The organism is Spirosoma pomorum, assembly GCF_054776615.1.
Genome location: NZ_BAAHBP010000002.1, coordinates 143,936 through 160,131, shown reverse-complemented (window position 1 = coordinate 160,131; position 16,196 = coordinate 143,936). Strand labels below are relative to the sequence as shown.

12 protein-coding genes are annotated in these 16,196 nt (G+C 51.3%); 4 read left to right on the top strand and 8 right to left on the bottom strand.

Features of this window, described 5'->3' with window-relative positions:
* Positions 1–10 precede the first annotated feature (10 nt).
* Entirely contained in the window at positions 11–826 is an 816-nt protein-coding gene (locus tag ACYVAD_RS06445; RefSeq protein WP_461138660.1) for a hypothetical protein, read from the top strand.
* A 52-nt stretch (positions 827–878) separates the two neighbouring features.
* Here the strand turns inward: ACYVAD_RS06445 and ACYVAD_RS06440 are convergent, their stop codons facing one another.
* On the bottom strand, positions 879–1,835 hold the full coding sequence (locus tag ACYVAD_RS06440; protein ID WP_461138659.1) for a TolB family protein: 957 nt from the start codon (positions 1,833–1,835) through the stop codon (positions 879–881).
* Between the two features lie 423 nt (positions 1,836–2,258).
* On the opposite strand from ACYVAD_RS06440, the gene ACYVAD_RS06435 reads away from it, so the two are divergent.
* Positions 2,259–3,092, top strand: a complete 834-nt coding sequence (locus ACYVAD_RS06435; RefSeq protein WP_461138658.1) for an SGNH/GDSL hydrolase family protein — start codon at positions 2,259–2,261, stop codon at positions 3,090–3,092.
* 73 nt (positions 3,093–3,165) lie between these two features.
* Here the strand turns inward: ACYVAD_RS06435 and ACYVAD_RS06430 are convergent, their stop codons facing one another.
* From ACYVAD_RS06430 to ACYVAD_RS06415, 4 genes are all read right to left on the bottom strand, one after another.
* On the bottom strand, positions 3,166–4,287 hold the full coding sequence (locus ACYVAD_RS06430; protein WP_461138657.1) for a Kelch repeat-containing protein: 1,122 nt from the start codon (positions 4,285–4,287) through the stop codon (positions 3,166–3,168).
* A gap of 137 nt (positions 4,288–4,424) precedes the next feature.
* Positions 4,425–4,646 carry a hypothetical protein gene (locus ACYVAD_RS06425; RefSeq protein WP_461138656.1) on the bottom strand — a complete coding sequence of 74 codons (222 nt, stop codon included), beginning with the start codon at positions 4,644–4,646 and terminating at the stop codon, positions 4,425–4,427.
* Between the two features lie 695 nt (positions 4,647–5,341).
* Positions 5,342–5,764: a BLUF domain-containing protein gene (locus tag ACYVAD_RS06420; protein ID WP_461138655.1), complete on the bottom strand. Its 423-nt coding sequence runs from the start codon at positions 5,762–5,764 to the stop codon at positions 5,342–5,344.
* Positions 5,765–5,863: 99 nt separating this feature from the next.
* The gene (locus ACYVAD_RS06415; RefSeq protein ID WP_461138654.1) at positions 5,864–6,649 is read right to left on the bottom strand and encodes a DUF2490 domain-containing protein; all 786 of its coding nucleotides are present in this window, start codon (positions 6,647–6,649) and stop codon (positions 5,864–5,866) included.
* Between the two features lie 234 nt (positions 6,650–6,883).
* Here ACYVAD_RS06415 and ACYVAD_RS06410 point away from each other — a divergent pair, with 234 nt between their 5' ends.
* A complete protein-coding gene (locus ACYVAD_RS06410) occupies positions 6,884–7,285 on the top strand; it encodes a Dabb family protein (RefSeq protein WP_461138653.1) in 402 nt (133 codons plus the stop codon).
* Between the two features lie 60 nt (positions 7,286–7,345).
* On the opposite strand, the gene ACYVAD_RS06405 is transcribed toward ACYVAD_RS06410, so the two are convergent.
* From ACYVAD_RS06405 to ACYVAD_RS06395, 3 genes are all read right to left on the bottom strand, one after another.
* The gene (locus tag ACYVAD_RS06405; protein ID WP_461138652.1) at positions 7,346–10,480 is read right to left on the bottom strand and encodes an efflux RND transporter permease subunit; all 3,135 of its coding nucleotides are present in this window, start codon (positions 10,478–10,480) and stop codon (positions 7,346–7,348) included.
* Positions 10,481–10,733: 253 nt separating this feature from the next.
* A complete protein-coding gene (locus ACYVAD_RS06400; RefSeq protein WP_461138651.1) occupies positions 10,734–11,825 on the bottom strand; it encodes an efflux RND transporter periplasmic adaptor subunit in 1,092 nt (363 codons plus the stop codon).
* A 4-nt stretch (positions 11,826–11,829) separates the two neighbouring features.
* On the bottom strand, positions 11,830–13,125 hold the full coding sequence (locus ACYVAD_RS06395; protein ID WP_461138650.1) for a TolC family protein: 1,296 nt from the start codon (positions 13,123–13,125) through the stop codon (positions 11,830–11,832).
* A 646-nt stretch (positions 13,126–13,771) separates the two neighbouring features.
* On the opposite strand from ACYVAD_RS06395, the gene ACYVAD_RS06390 reads away from it, so the two are divergent.
* Positions 13,772–16,192 carry a TonB-dependent receptor gene (locus ACYVAD_RS06390; RefSeq protein WP_461138649.1) on the top strand — a complete coding sequence of 807 codons (2,421 nt, stop codon included), beginning with the start codon at positions 13,772–13,774 and terminating at the stop codon, positions 16,190–16,192.
* Positions 16,193–16,196: the final 4 nt, after the last annotated feature.

The window sequence follows — 16,196 nt, the reverse complement described above, 5'->3', positions numbered from 1 at the left end:
CGTAGCGGATGTGGATCAGATCGAACGACTCAATGGGTTTTACCCGCTGGTGCTTACCCTGGCCGAACGCGCCTGGCGGGGTGGGGGACAGCCCGAAACCGAAGCGGGGGCCGTATTAACTGACAAGGCGGCTTTTGCTGAGTTCGAAACGCGACTGCTGGCGCATAAGAACGCCTATTTTAGTCAACTATCGTTTCCGTATGTGCGGCAGGCGGATCTGCGCTGGCGGCTGAGCACGCCATATTCGAATAGGGGTGATTTGACGGCTCAGTTTCCGCCAGAAACAAATGCCGACGACTTCCCCGGTGTGGAGGCCACGGGAGCAACGATTTATTTACGGCACACGTGGGGGCCAGGTATTGTTCGGGCCTACATCAATGATCCGAAGCCCAATCATACCGTATATGCCTATACGTACGTGTTTTCTCCCCGAAACCAGCAGGTCGGCGTCTGGCTTGATTTTCACAACTACGGCCGCTCGGAGAAAGACGCTTCCCCACCCACCGGCGCCTGGGATTACAAAGGAAGTCGTATCTGGATCAACGGAGAAGCGATCAAACCGCCTGGCTGGGCACAGCCGGGTCTTCATCCAACAACCTTGGAAACCAGCTACGCGAATGAACCGTACGAGAACCGCCCACCTGTACCAATTCAGCTAAAAAAAGGCTGGAATAGAATCCTGCTCAAGCTACCGGTAGGCGCTTTTCAGACGACCGATTACCGACTGGTCAAGTGGTTGTTTACCTGCGTATTCGTCCGTCCCGCCGGTGTAAATTTTGTTGAAGCCAATGAGCTGATTGTATCACCTGATCAGCGCCAAGACTGACTTCGGTACACAGACTACAGCAGAAACGTAAAAGGTACGTTTGGAGAAGAGGCTACTTGACCAGGTAGCTCACAAAGGCAATTTTTCGGCTGTCCGGGCTCCAGGAGGGTACGTTGATGGTGCCCTGCCCCCCGAAGAAAACGGGTGTCAGGTCTTTGATGGCTTTCGTTTTAGGATTCATCAGGCGGAGTTTGACGTTTTTGCCAAACAAATGGGCTTGCTTCTCGTCGGATGTATAGGCAATGTACACGAGCCAGTTATTATTGGGGGAGGGGTGAGCAAACCAGTTCGAATGATCATCAAACGTCAGCTGCTCGGGCTGTGATCCGTCGGCCAGCATCCGCCAGATCTGCATATGCCCGGTGCGGTACGAGTTGAAATAAATGTACTTCCCGTCGGGGGAGTACTCCGGCCCATCGTCCAGACCCTCGGTGGTCGTCAGGCGCTTTTCCGTGCCGCCGTCGATGCCAATCGTGTAAATATCATAATTGCCGTTACGTTCAGCGCAGTAGGCCACCGTTTTACTGTCCGGGGTCCAGCCGTGCCAGTAGGAAGGTACGTCGGCCGTAAGGCGTCGGGGCTCTCCCCCCGCAATCGGTACCACGAAAATGGCGGACTTGTACGATTTCGTTGACGGATTACTACGATCGTTGTGGCTGATAGCCAGCCATTTTTTATCGGGCGAAATGCCATGGTCGTTGTTGCACTGCGTGGCGAAACCCGTGTTGAGTTCCGCCATTTCTTTTGACGCCAGGTTCAGCGTGTACACTTTACCCTTACTGTTGAGAATAAGGTAATTATCGGGGTGCCAGTTAGGAGCCTCGAAGTGACGTTTAACGGAGAGAATCGTATCAATTTTCCCCGTTTCGATATCAATCGTTTGAATGTAGCTGGTCGTATCTTTTTTGATTTGTGCTGTCGAATTCAGCGACCAGAATAAGCCTAAAACAGCAGCACAAATTCGGCTGACATATGACAACATAATTCGAAAGAGATAACTGATTTTCATAATCGGGTCGTAGGAATAGATGGCTGTTTGACAAAAGACGTTGGTAGCTAGGTCGCTGACCGTCTGGATTTTCGATATGTAGTGCTGGCTGGACTGACAGGGCTGATGGCAGGAATAAGCTGCTGAGTTGATATTTATACTCAAAGAGATGACAATACCTTCGTGTATTCTTACAATGGTATGTGAATAGCTCGTCATTCTTTCGATGACCCCGGATGTGTTTTGCCAAAATCGTTATCAAAAAGCTAACTGGGTTCAATCGCAAATGAGGATCACTTTTTATACAGATTCTACGAAGTAGAAATTTAGGCAGGCAGTATAACCTGCACGGATTTGTTAGTTTTTGAGGATTAAGTCCTTTACTGGAGTTAGTAGCCGATTCTCGAACCAGTTTCGTTCGGATTGATAGGTTACGCTAGCCTTATGCAGCTCGTCAGAAAAGGATTCTTCTTCGCAGCCCTGGTTTTACTGATCAGTGCCGTTCCTCCCCAACCTCGCACCTGGGTGGCCATCGGTGATTCCATTACATACCTAAATGACCATCCGAACGAGACTGACCATCGGATCACAAAAGGCTATATGACGCGGGTTGTAAAAAAACTGCCTGACCTGCATTACGTCAACCAGGGGCACAACGGCTGGACGGCGGGTCGAATTGCTCAGCAAATCGATACGCTGGGGCTAGTCAAGGCCGATATCTATTCCATTTTCCTGGGGACAAACGACTGGTGGGCCGGACGTCCGTTGGGGAAGTTTGCGGACTACGAACAGAATACGGGTAACGGAACCGTCTACGGATCGTTTCGGATCATCATCAACAAGCTTCGTTCGCTTAATCCTCAGGCCCGTATTCTGCTGATTACGCCCATGCAGCGGGTTGATTTTGTGTATCTGTTCAATTTTAAGAATAATGCTTTCGGCTCATACAAGCCGAAGAATGGGCAGACGCTGGAGTCATTTGCCGAGGCCATTGATTCAATTGGGCACTACGAGCATGTTGACGTGCTGGATCTGTACCATACGTCCGGTTTGGCCATGAAAAAACTGGTGAAGTATAAACGCCTGAAAGATTCACAGACGGGTGATTACCGCAACTACACCTATCCGAAATTTATCGACGTGCCATTTGACCCACAAACCGACGCCTACCCGTATCCGGTTAGCTCTATGGCGAAAACGTACGACGGCCTGCATCCTTCCGACCAAGGATACGCCTTGATCAGCCGAAAACTGGTCAGGATTCTCCGGCGGTACTGAGTTGTTAGTGCGAAACGTAGCGCTAAGAAAATGTCAGGCCAGAACTTGTTGACGGCTTGACCTGAAATCCATCCTAATTGGGGGTATATTCCAGCAGTTGATTCGTCTCGTTGATGAAGTATGCTTTGTCGTTGAGACTGGTGCCAACGACTACAGGGCGGGTTAACTCAGCGAACGTATGCCACTGATTCGAGCTGGGTGTGTAGCTGATCAGCTTGCCGTTATTGGCAATGATGTACCCCGTATCGCTGAGCGGAAAAGCCAGATGTGCCGCCGTCAGGTCGTACCCCGTAGCCGGGGTCTGCACGATGCTGGATAACACCAGGTTGAGGGCGTTGCCCGTTGGTGTCACGTCGAAGACGTACAGGTCCCGTGACTCAACGTCTTTGCGCAGGGTCTCATTCGACTGAAAGGGATCGAATGTGCTGCTGCGGAACGTATCGCCCCCACCCGTGTATACACGATCCCCGATTGTAAAGCCAAACCCGTTTCTCCGCTGAATTCGGTAGTTAATTAACTGATATTGCAGGGCGCTGGTAGGTGTTTCTGGAAAAACGGGGGTGCCAACAAGCGTTAAATTGACTTTATCCCAGCCCGCAGCAGAAGTGTAGGTTACCCCATCACTGTATCCCAGGGTGGCCTGGCTGGTGATAGGTCGGTACGTTCCCCAGAGGGCGACCCCCTTGTTCTGGTACGTGAAGAATGTTGTGCCGGTTGCATAGCGGATCATGGGTGGGACGGAACCAGTGACGGGAGAATTAATGGTTTGCCAGTTGTCCGTAGCAGGATCATATTCATACACGTAGTATGAATATAAGTCGGTGTCGCCCTCGCTAAACATTTCAGCGGTGGCACTTAGCCCAAAACCGACGTAGAGCTTATTATTCACTACGAAATAACTGATGTTTCTCCCCACCAGTTTACCCTGGAAATCTTTCTTTTGTATCCAGGTGTTATCAGTTGCATCGTACTGCCAGAGCTCCCTCAAAAAGATGGGGGCGGGACCGTAGCTAGTACCGGTACCGGCATACAATGAGCCATTGGCACTGACCAAAAATAAAGGTTTTGATGACGCCGGTAGGGCGGTCAGCGTACGCCAGCTAGTTACTGGGGTTGGGTCTACCGGATTTGTGTGGCAACTGCCGACCAACAGTGCGACAATTACCAGCAAGGGTAAAAAGTAGACACGTATCATAGGCGTTGAAAAAGCTGTTTTAGTGAAGTGTAGGCACCAGCACTCGTCAAACACGAATACTGGTGCCCTTAATTGAGTAGCCGAACGTCAATTGATAACAATACTAGTCGAGGGATATCAACACGTAAAGGAATCGGTTAAGCTGGTTCAATGGCCATCCTGACCAGTCGATTTGCTTCATTCCAGTACAGGGCAATCAGCCCATCCGACCGTTCGGCCAGAAACGTGAATCCATGCGCTTCCGCATATTGCTGGCGGGCGGTTAGACAGTCGACTCCTGCCTGATACGGAACAACGACCTGCTTGATTCCCTGAATAAGGCCGGGAGGCCAGCTCATTAAACTAACTTGACATTTCATAAGAGGATCGAACAGTATGAGGTGGATGTACGGGACCGGTATAAGCGTAATCCCGACGGGTAACTACCTATAGAGAGCCTATTTTTTCGTAATTCGTTGCAAGGGACAGCAGAAAAATTACATCGTTGTTCAAGAAATACGTGGTGTTGGTAGGCGGTAAAAAAAGGCCCGGTGCATTGCGTACCGGGCCTCACCAATTATAGACAAAGGGGTGTGTGAATAAAGCGGAAGGCCGCTAAAGCATGTCACAAAACTAGCCTATGCGAACCTGGCGCGCTTTTCTGTACGGGACAATTTCATTCGAGTTTGGGACAATTTGCGCCTTTTTGAGCGCGAAAGCCCGGTTTTACGCCACTTATTTGTCTATTGGTTGCCTAAAATTGACTATGCCTACAAGTGGAGTGACACAACAGAAGACTAAACTCGAATCGGGCAGAACGGGAACGAGTTGGACCTGGCAGGAGGGGCGATCGGTCTCTTGATACGCTATAAAGCAGAACCCGTGATCTGGTCACTGAAGCGACCGAAGATCACGGGTTTTTTGTCTTGATGGGATCTGCGATAACGATTGGCTAAAATCCGGATTCATTGGCTTGCCAATGCTGGAGCGGTGACTTTTTCTGAGTGGAGGAAGGCCCTGAGGAGCGACTTTTCTGGGTATGGTTCGCGTCAAAACTCAACGAACGGAGGTGCCGTCAGTTGTACCGATTACTATCGTAAAAAACCTTGATCGTTCTAAGAATGATATGCTCGTCCGGCATCGTAGGGGCGTCCGTGAACGGATCCAGGTTTATGGTGCGCTTAACGTCTTCAAGCTGACGTGTGGTAATGGTTTCGTACCCCATATTCCAGTCGCCAAACAGGCGCTTGGTAATTGGGCGACTAAAAACGCGTACGACGTCCTGGTGGCGCGGATCTTTTTCGATGCGTTGATATAACGACTCGATGATTTCCTTCTGGCCTTCCAGTACCTGAATGATACTACCTCGTACGTAAAGCATCACCCCGGTGACACCGACCTGACTGTTGTTCTGACGACTCTGCTGGAGAATAGTCGTTAAATCTTCTTCCTGAAGTTGCTTGACTGACGAACTGAAATAGATAATGCAATGGTCCATGAAACTCCCTGCCTGTATTAGAGGTCATAATATACAAGAACGGTTGTATATATACCAGTAGTACTAGCGTATGAGTACAAAAATGGAGCGTATGGGCAATTAGTCCGGCTGTGAAGGAAGTTTTTCGCTGTTGGAGCCAGACTTCAGGCGATACAGGAGGGTGAGAACGACGTTGTTTTTGCCGGAGGCCGACCGGGGAGTAAATACCCCCTGCTCAAACGTAGCGGCATCGTAGTTTGTCTGGTTAACCCAGCCCGTTTGTACGACCCAGTGCTTGTCCAGTTGATAGCCGATCCCGGCGTACACCCGATTACGCTCGAAGGTGGGTCCAATCGGGTTGAGGAAAATCTCGTCGTAAAACGACAGGAATATGGTTTTCTCGGTCAGCTTGCGGTTGTTGAGGGGCACAAACATGTTCAGACGGTAACGAATACGACTGCGGTGAGGGGTGGAGCCATCGCGGAACGTAAACCAGCGCTGCTCGACCCGGTACCGATGCTCAAACTTCAGCCGGGTCAGGTACTGATTAACAATAAGTTGCTCCCACAGTCGGCGCTCGGTGTTGAGCGGCCCCGTCGAGAGATCTTTGAAGTCATAGGTGGCGTAGCGGCCACCAGCTATCATCAGGGTAAAGTTACGGTCCAGATCGTAGCTGATACCGCCCTTAAGTTCGTTGTAGAAAAACTGCCGGCCCATCGCGTTACTACGAGCCTGCCCCTCGACGAAACCACCCCACTTTTTGTCGCCACCCGGCAACTGAACGGTTCCGATCAGCCAGGTTCCCCAGGGTGCGGTGGGGGTGAGGGAGGTTTGCGCCGATGCGCTTAAAAACGAAAGAACAAAGAAAGCCGCGATCAGGCCAGCCGCTAATCGAAAAGGAGTCACCAGATTATCTTGTTACGGTGGGCAAAAGTAGCATAGATGAATCTGGTGTGAACGGTGTTGCTGTAATGTTAATGATTAGATAATATTTGGCGCGGCTGTCTTTACGGAAGCGAGGGCGCAAAGCCGAACTGAACGCTGGATTTGACGAACTCGAATTCCCTGCTCATTTTTGCTTGCTTACTGGCTTTGTCGCCAGTAGAAGCGCTAAACTAAACTCATTTCCAAAGCAATCGAATGAAAGAGCAATCCAGACGCACATTTGTGAAAAGTAGTGTAGTCGCCGGTCTAGGAGCGACGCTCCCCGACGCTACGCTAGCCCCGAAAGAGATGTTTGTGCATCATGTTTTCTTTTACCTGAAAAACAAAGGCAATGCAGCCGACAAAGCTAAATTGCTGGAAGGACTGAATATGCTGGCCAAAGTCCCCAATATCAAAATGGTTCACATTGGCACCCCGGCGGGTACCACCCGGGAAGTAATCGAGAAGACTTACGATTTCTCCTGGCTATGTTTCTTCGATAGCCCGGCTCAGGAAGAAGCTTACCAGAAACACCCCATTCACGACGATTTTCGGAACAATTACTCGTCGCTCTGGGAAAAGGTCGTGATTTATGATTCGGTAGGGCCGAAACGATAAAAAAGAGGTGCCGGTCAACTGACCGGCACCTCTTCAACGTAACCAACCTAATTAATAGTCTTAAGCCGTAGCAACTTCCAGGGCGGGCTGCTGCGGTCCACCCTTCACCGACTGTTTTTTGTTGAAGAGTCGGTAGATGATTGGGAATACGAGCAGCGTCAGGATCGTAGCCGTTATCAGACCACCGATCACGACGATAGCCAGCGGTTTCTGGGTTTCGGAACCAATACCGGTTGAGATTGCAGCCGGGAAGAGACCAATGGCCGCCATCATCGCCGTCATCACCACCGGCCGTATCCGGGATTTGACGCCCTCCCGAATGGCTTCATCCAGCGGCATCCGTTCCTTTCGATTATTGTTGAAGACTGACACCAGAATTACTCCGTTCTGTACGCAGATGCCAAACAGAGCGATGAAGCCCACACCTGCCGAAATGCCGAAGTTCATCCCCGTCACGTGCAGGGCAAGAATCCCACCAATGAGGGCGAACGGTACGTTAAGCAGGACCAGACCCGCGTCTTTGGCGTTGCCGAACGTAATGAACAGGATGACGAAGATGGCGGCTAGGCTGATGGGGACGACCTGACCGAGCTGACCCGTGGCCCGAACCTGGTTTTCGAACTCACCCACCCACTCGACGGAGTAGCCTTTAGCCGGTTTCAGCTTTTCGTTTACCCGCTGCTGGGCTTCGGCGATGGTGCTGCCCAAATCACGACCCCGCACCGAGAACTTCACCCCGATAAACCGTTGATTCAAGTCGCGGTAAATAAAAGCTGGACCCGTTACCTGTTTGATCGTAGCAATCTCCTTCAACGGAATTTTGCCGCCACTCATCGTAGGTACCATCAGACGCATTATATCGTCGTCGGTCTGCCGGTATTCGGGCTGGAATCGGACGCGAATGTCGAATTTACGTTCCCCCTCATACAAAATCGAGGCTGTCTTGCCGCCAATAGCCATTTCGATTACGGCCTGCGCGTCGGCAGTGGTAACACCGTACAGCGCCATCTTGTGGTCGTGCAGCAGAATACTCATTTCTGGCTGACCCACGTTCCGGATAATCCCTAAGTCCTTGATCCCATCGACGTTTTTGACGGCGTCCATGGCCTGGTTCGCGTATTTCTCCAGTTCGTACACGTCCGGCCCGAAAATCTTGATCCCGTTACTGGCTTTGTAACCCGCCACCGCTTCCGCTACGTTATCGATGATGGGTTGCGAGTAGTTGTACAGGACGCCCGCGTAATTACGCAGCTTGGTGTCCATCTCATCGGTGAGCTGCTCCGGTGTGATTTTACGTGTCCACTCATCTTTTGGCTTTAGATCCACCTGGAACTGGCAGAAATAGAAACCGTTGGGGTCGGTACCGTCGTTGGAGCGACCCACTTGAGACAAGACCTGGTCCACTTCCGGGAAGGTCTGTAAATCGCGTCGAATGCTTTTGGCCATGTCGACACTTTCGGGTAGCGACATACTCATGGGCAGCTCAGCCGTCACCCAGAGCGCTCCTTCGTTCAGCTGCGGCAGGAACTCGGTACCCAGCAGCGTCGACGAGAAGAACGTAGCTCCCATGAAGCCGATGGCGGCAACCAGACTCAGGCGACGATTCCGAAAACACCAGCCGAAGCCCGCCATAACGATCCGGTCGAAGAAGTTGACGATGGGGTTATTTTTCTCCCGTACGTTCTTTTTCAGCAGAATCGAACACAGCACGGGCACCAGCGTCAGCGTAAAGAGCAGAGCTCCCAGCAGCGCAAAACCCAGGGTCCAGGCCAGGGGCGAGAACATCTTACCTTCCACTTTCTGGAAGGAGAAAATGGGTAGCAGGGCGGTAATAATGATCAGCTTGGAGAAGAAAACGGCCTTGCCCAATTCACCACCCGTCTTCCGAATCAGACCCAGCTTGGCCAGCTGATTGAATTTCTGCATGCCCACTTTGTGGGCTTTGTGATCCAGTGTGACAAATATGCCCTCGACCATCACGACGGCTCCGTCGATGATAATTCCGAAGTCAACGGCTCCCATCGACAGCAGGTTGGCCGACATACCGCGCAGCTTCAAACACATGAACGCAAACAGGAGCGCCAGCGGAATAATGATGGACACGATAAGCGTCGTGCGCCAGTCGGCCATGAACAGGAACACGATTACGGTTACGAGCACGATACCTTCGGTCAGGTTGTGCAATACCGTACGCGTGCAGAACTCGATGAGGTTGTCGCGGTCGTAGAAGGTCACCATTTTTACGTCCGAGGGCAGAATCCGCTCGTTCAACTCAGTGATCTTTGTCTTTACCCGTTCCAGCACCTCACTGGGATTTTCGCCTTTCCGCATCACGACAATCCCTTCCACGACGTCGTCGTTGGTGCCCAGACCCACCTGGCCAACGCGCGGCAGGTTCGACTCGGTAACGTCAGCGACGTCTTTCACCAGCACCGGATTCCCGCCGATGACCTCAATCATGATGTTGCCAATGTCCTGAATGGACGTCAGTAGCCCGACCCCGCGCACGACGTAGGCCTGGCCGTTGCGCTCGATGACATCACCACCCACGTTGATATTGCTGCGGGCCACGGCCTGGTACACTTCCAGGGGCGTAATGTCGTACTTGGTGAGTTGCGTCGGATTCACCCGTAACTCGTACATCTTGTCGCGCCCCCCGAACGCAACGACATCGGCAACCCCCGCCACGCTACGTAGCTGCCGGTCGATTACCCAGTTCTGCAACGTCAGCAACTCGCGGCTGTCGCGGTCTTTACTTTCCAGCGTATAGCGGAAAATTTCTCCCGTCGGTCCGTAAGGAGGCTGGACTTCCGGGTCGACGCCCTCGGGCAATGATACGTTCCGCAGGAGGTTATTGACCTGCTGCCGGGCGAAAAAATCATCGACGCCATCGTCAAAAATCACCTTCAGCACTGATAGACCGAACATGGTCGTCGATCGGACGTTGGTTTTCCGTTGTACGGAGTTCATCGCAACCTCGATGGGCACCGTCACGAAGCGCTCGACTTCCTCCGCCGATCGCCCGTTCCATTCGGTCACGACGATGATTTGCGTGTTCGTTACGTCGGGAAAGGCTTCAAGTGGAGTTTTGAGGTAGCTGACGATACCCGCAATGACCAGCCCCAGCGTCATGAAAAAGATAAAGAAGCGGTTCTTGAGGGAGAAGCCGACAATCCTATTGATGAGTTTATTCATAAAAGAGGGGAGAAAGGAGGCAGAAGAACGGTTCGCCGTGCGGGAGTGGGACAAAAGAGAATAGGGACAGCAACTTCCTCCCCTTTATCTATCCCGCTACGACGAATCGCTCCTCCCGATCCCTTTATATAGATTAATGAGGGCGGGGAAGAGAGGGAACACCCCATAACTAAATCAGCGAAAGAGAATAGGGACAGCAACTTCCTCCCTTTCAGCTGGTTCGTTATGACGTATTGTTCCCTCTGCTCCTGGATTAGTTATTTAAGGCGTTGTACACCAGGAGCTGATTCCTGGAAATAACCTGCTCGCCGGGTTTGACCCCCTGCTGGATATACGCTACGTCGCCCAGTGATTTCAGGACGTTAACCTCACGGGTTTCAATGTCAGAGCGGTTCCGGAACACCAGCACGTACTGCTTGGAGCGATCAAAAATGAGCGACCCCGAAGGGACCGTAGCCAGTTGACCGCCATCGGCAAAACTCAGCGTTACTGTGGCATGCATTTCCGGCTTTAGTTTCAGATCCTTGTTAGTCAGGCGAATCCGGACGGTCAGGGCTTTCGTGTTTGGGTCCAGTACCGTATAAATCTTGTCGACTTTGCCGTGAAAGGTATCATCGGGATAGCTCAGCGTTTGTACGCTGGCATCCATCCCGGCCCGTACCCGGCCAATGTCGCTTTCGTTTACGTTGGCCAGTACCCACACATTGCTGATCTGTCCGATGGTGAAGAGATTATCGGCATTGTCGGAGCGGAGCTGCATGTCGCGGTTGACATTCTTCTCGATCACGTAGCCATCGATGGGCGCTTTGACGCTATACATAGAAGAAGCGCCAATACCGTAAATGCGGGATACCTCCTTGATCCGGTTCACTTCAGCCTGGGCCTGTTCGACTTCCTTCTGAGCCGCTACGACCTCCCGCTGAGAATTGAGTTTGGTTTCGAACAGGTCTTCGGCAACCCGCAGGTTTTTCTGCGCGAGCTGAAGATTGGCCCGGGCCTGTACGCCCTGCCGCTCCAGGTCGGCTACTTCTCCCGAGCGGATCGATGCCAGGGGTTGCCCTTTTTTGACATAATCCCCCAGTTCGACGTTGACTTTTTCAACGTTACCACCCACCAGCGGGTACACCTTAATAACCTGGTTCTCGTCGGCCACAACTTTACCAACCAAAGTGAGTTCACTCCGGACGGGCTGTGTCGTTACGTTATCGAGCTTGATGCGGTGCATCATCGTGTCGGAAAGCATAAAGGCTTTTACGTCTTCCTGCGCCACCTTCGGGTGACAGGAAGAAACCAGCCCAGCTACGCAACTGGTAAAAAATAAAAGAGCTATTGGGTTGGTTTTCATATTGTTATTGGAATAGGTCGGTACCCAGGAGGTAGTTCAATTCTTCGTACGCGCCCACACGATCGGCCCGAAGTCGGTTTAACTGGCGGACACTGTCGTTGTAGGCTTCAATCAAATCGACAAATTCAAGCAGGGTCAGATTGCCCTTCTGAAAGCTGATGATAACCCCCTGATTCAGCTGGTCGAACTGCTCCGTGAAGCGCGTCTCGACCGACTGCACTCGCCGTTCTACCTCCTGTACTTTCTGAATGGACGTCGCGACTTCGTTGGCCACCTGAATGGTTTTCTGCCGTTGGAGCTGGTTCTGGTACCCAATCTGACTTTTTGCCGCCTTGATCGCTCCCTGATTCCGGTTGAATACCGGCAGATCCGTTGAGACAGATAGGCCAACGTAGTTGTTGATGTAGTTGCTAGCCTGGTCGTAATTACCGCCGACCCGAACGTCTGGGACGGCCAGGGCTCGTTGCAGGTTATAGTTCAGTTCTGCCTGCTTGGTTAGTGATCCCGCAGCCAGCAGGTCGGGCCGATTTTGCAGCGCGAGCTGTTGTAAACTGTCCTCCGACTGGCTCGGTATTCGGTAGCGGGGGAGGGCCGCGTTACGTACCACCGGGCGTAATGGCTGGTCGATTGTCAGCAGCGTACGTAACGATCGTTGATCGTCAGCCAGCTGAAACAGAATTTCGGTCCGGTCGTTGCCCAGCTGAAACAGCAGTGCTTTCAGGCGGAGCAACTCCCGTAGCGATACGTTATTTCGTTCGTACTGGCGCTCGTAGGCGTTCACGGTGGTCTGTAATGTAGCCAGCTGCTGGTCAAAACGAGCCAGCGTTAACTCCTGGAAATAAACCGAGTAGAAGCGGCTACGTAGCTCAAAACGTAAGCCCCGTAGCAGATCAAGCAGTTCATAACCCGTCAGTCGGGCGGCTTCCGAAGCTAAGGCAACCCGTTTGTTCCGCTTGCCCGCCGTGTAAAGTAACTGTTCAATGGCAACGAATTTCTGCCCCTGGCGACCAGCGTCCAGCACACGTCGTTTTTCGGCGTTGTAGGCACTTAACTCAACCGTGACCGTTGGGTTGTCGTACAGGCCAGCCTGAATAATCTGCGCCTGACTGGCATCGAGCCGAAACCGCTCCGCTAGTAGCAGCAGGTTATTTTTTAAAAACAAACTATCTGCCTGTCGCAGCGTCAGCCGCAGCGAGTCCTGCCCATTCGCACTCGAGTGCAGTAGGTCAGTCGCTACGGGCTGTTGCGCCCAGGCAAGTTGACTGGAAATAAAAAGAAGAAGGAAAACTAGAAGCCGCATACTTGAAACTAACACGGTACAAAGGTCTGCCCTGCGTATTAAAGGGTGCTTAAGAACAGGTTAGGACGGTATTAGAAAAAGCTTAGAAAAAGATTAGAGAGCCCTGTATCGGTGGCAAGTAGACGTTGCCAACCTAATGCGACACCAAGCCGCAGAGTATCAATAGGGACTCAAATTATCCTTCGTGACTGCAGAAGAATGGCACCTAGTGACGAAACAAGCTTTGCCAAAAGCGATAGGAAATAGGCTGACGCCAGGCGGGATGTATGCCTACGGTTTTAATCTGTATTTAATAAGTAAAAATGTCCTGTCTGACTGAGTGCTTATACGTATTCAATCACTTGTTTTCTCAAGTTAGTTATGAGAAGTGTCTTCTTTATATGAAATTGTAAGTCGTTGAAAAGCAAGGTATTTAGTGGTAATGCGTAGTCGATTGTAGATAGAAAAAGGTAAAGCCGTAAGTCCAGCAAAATGTGAAAAAATGAATCAGTTAATGGTCAAATCAGGGCTTTAATATAGTATGAATCAATAAATAATGTATATAAACATTAAGGGAAGCGGGTTTAGGTTTAATCCTTTTTTAATACTTTTGGTCGATGCTTATTTAGTCTTTATCTAAATAATTGGTGGCCGTAACCTTCCCTTCATGAAATATATCTATTTGTTATCATGCATACTGATTAGTTGTTGCGTCCACGCTCAGGTCCCTACGCCAGATGTAGCGACGGTACGAGGAAACATTCACGTGGATGGGGGGACCGGAGTGGAACACGTAACGGTCCGTATCAGGAACAGCAGTATTGCAACCATGTCTGACGCACGGGGCCACTTCGAACTGAAGAATGTTCCCTTCGGTGACCAGGAACTCCTGATTACTTCCGTCGAAATTCAGCCGAAGCAGGTAAAGCTGCACGTAAACAAAGGGACGCATACCGTGCCGGTGCTGGTTACCAAGGCGATTCTGGATCTGGCCGAAGTACAGGTCAAACACAAGACCGAGAAGAAAGAAATCGAAACGCAGGGGTTTGCCGTCAATGTGATTGATACGAAGGAGGTCGCTACCCGGAATTTCCAGACGAATGAAATGCTGGACAGGACCGTGGGTGTACGAGTTCGGCAGAATGGTGGCCTGGGCTCCGCAGTGACGTATAACCTGAACGGTATGTCGGGGGAGTCGGTACGTATATTCATTGATGGAATTCCCATCTCCACATACGGTGCGTCTTTTAGTTTAAATAGTATTCCCCCGGCGCTGATCGAACGGATCGAAGTATACAAAGGGGTAATTCCAGCCCACCTGTCAGATGATGCGCTGGGCGGAGCGATTAACGTAATTCTCAAGCGAGGCATGGGCAACAACCTGACCGCTTCGCTGTCGTACGGCTCATTCAATACGTTGCAGGCTAATTTCAGTGGAACGCACCGGAGTGCGAAAACAGGCTTCACGGTCAAAGCGTCCGGCTTCTACAATTACTCCGATAATGACTATGAGGTTTGGGGAAAGTTCGTGCGTAATATCCTGCCGAATGGTCGGTACGATTACGTACGGGCCCGGCGCTTTAACGACGCTTATCGGTCGATTGGGGGGCAGTTCGAGTTGGGGTTCACGGACGTAAAATGGGCCGACCAGTTCCTCATTGGCTACAACGGTTCCAGCGATTTCAAAGAAATCCAGCACGGTACGTACATGTCGATCCCCTACAAGGGGCGGTTTACCGAATCGGAATCACACGTACTCAGCCTGAATTACCGGAAGAAAAATTTTATGGTGAACGGCCTCGAATTCACACTAAGCGGGATGTCGAGCAATCGGAAGCAGGTGGTCGTCGACACCGTTAAGTGGAATTACAACTGGTTTGGCGAACGGAGTCTGGGGCTGGACGGAAACCCCATCCTTCGGCCCAGTGGCGCGCAGCAGGGAGCGCCGACAATCAACCACATCAACCGGAACGTAACAACGTTCCGCGCCGGGTTCAACTACGATGTGCACAAAAATCACCGGTTTGTTCTGAACCACATCTTCTACAACATCGACCGCGATCAGCAGGATTTACTACGGTCGGAAACCGAGCGGGAGTTCATCGGCACCCGGAATCTGGCGAAGAACATTACGTCGGTTGCCTACGAACTGAAAGCATTTGAGACCAAACTGAGAGCCAACGTTTTCGGTAAGTATTACCAGCAGAAAATTGACAAGATGGACCCCATTCTGGTCGTCACGGAAGGGCAGAGTAATCGCCAGGAGAACAGAAGCGGCAGCAACAAAACGACAACCGGTTACGGAGCGGCCCTGTCGTACGCCGTCATTCCAAATCTGTATTTTCTCACGTCCGCCGAAAGGGCCGTTCGGTTACCCTCTGAGGGGGAGGTATTCGGTAGTCCAGGGGAAAATATCGTCGAAAACTTTGGAATCCGGCCCGAAATCAGCAACAACTTGAATGTTGGTGTCAAAGCAGGCAGTTATTCTATCGGTCAACACAAATACTCGTTTGCTCTATCCGGGTTCATTCGGGATACGCGGGACAAAATTGTTCAGCGCGTCAACCCCCGGCTTAACGACGCGGTCCAGACTGACCCGTTTGAAAATCTTGGCAAAACGAAGTCAATTGGCTTTGAAGCCGAAGTCAATTACAGCTTCAGAAACAACCTCACGGTTGGACTAAGTGCGTCAAAGTTCAACTCGGTCTTTAACATGCGGTACGACCCGAACGGCCGCGAATACGATTACTACAACCGACAGCTGCCCAACGAGCCGTTCTTCACGGTCAACAGCACGGTTCAGTACTCCTTCAAAGACATTCTGGCAAAAGAGTCACGGCTGAATGTGTACTACGGCTTCCGTTTCGTAGAGCGGTTTTATACCACCTGGCTGATTATCGAAGATTTCAGAACGCCCCGTCAGTATATCCAGGATCTGGGTGCCAGCTACGTCCTGCCAAATAAGCGCTTCATCGTCAGCGCTGATGTCAAAAACATATTTGACCAGCAGGCGTACGACAACTTCGCTGTCCAGAAGCCGGGACGAGCCTTTTACCTCAAGTTGAATTACACAATAAATAATTTTTAATCAA

Bases quoted from the DNA above. Each gene is read 5' to 3' on its own strand.
- ACYVAD_RS06440 (WP_461138659.1), bottom strand. From the start codon at position 1,835: ATGAAAATCAGTTATCTCTTTCGAATTATGTTGTCATATGTCAGCCGA.
- ACYVAD_RS06435 (WP_461138658.1), top strand. From the start codon at position 2,259: ATGCAGCTCGTCAGAAAAGGATTCTTCTTCGCAGCCCTGGTTTTACTG.
- ACYVAD_RS06430 (WP_461138657.1), bottom strand. From the start codon at position 4,287: ATGATACGTGTCTACTTTTTACCCTTGCTGGTAATTGTCGCACTGTTG.
- ACYVAD_RS06425 (WP_461138656.1), bottom strand. From the start codon at position 4,646: ATGAAATGTCAAGTTAGTTTAATGAGCTGGCCTCCCGGCCTTATTCAG.
- ACYVAD_RS06420 (WP_461138655.1), bottom strand. From the start codon at position 5,764: ATGGACCATTGCATTATCTATTTCAGTTCGTCAGTCAAGCAACTTCAG.
- ACYVAD_RS06410 (WP_461138653.1), top strand. From the start codon at position 6,884: ATGAAAGAGCAATCCAGACGCACATTTGTGAAAAGTAGTGTAGTCGCC.
- ACYVAD_RS06405 (WP_461138652.1), bottom strand. From the start codon at position 10,480: ATGAATAAACTCATCAATAGGATTGTCGGCTTCTCCCTCAAGAACCGC.
- ACYVAD_RS06400 (WP_461138651.1), bottom strand. From the start codon at position 11,825: ATGAAAACCAACCCAATAGCTCTTTTATTTTTTACCAGTTGCGTAGCT.
- ACYVAD_RS06395 (WP_461138650.1), bottom strand. From the start codon at position 13,125: ATGCGGCTTCTAGTTTTCCTTCTTCTTTTTATTTCCAGTCAACTTGCC.
- ACYVAD_RS06390 (WP_461138649.1), top strand. From the start codon at position 13,772: ATGAAATATATCTATTTGTTATCATGCATACTGATTAGTTGTTGCGTC.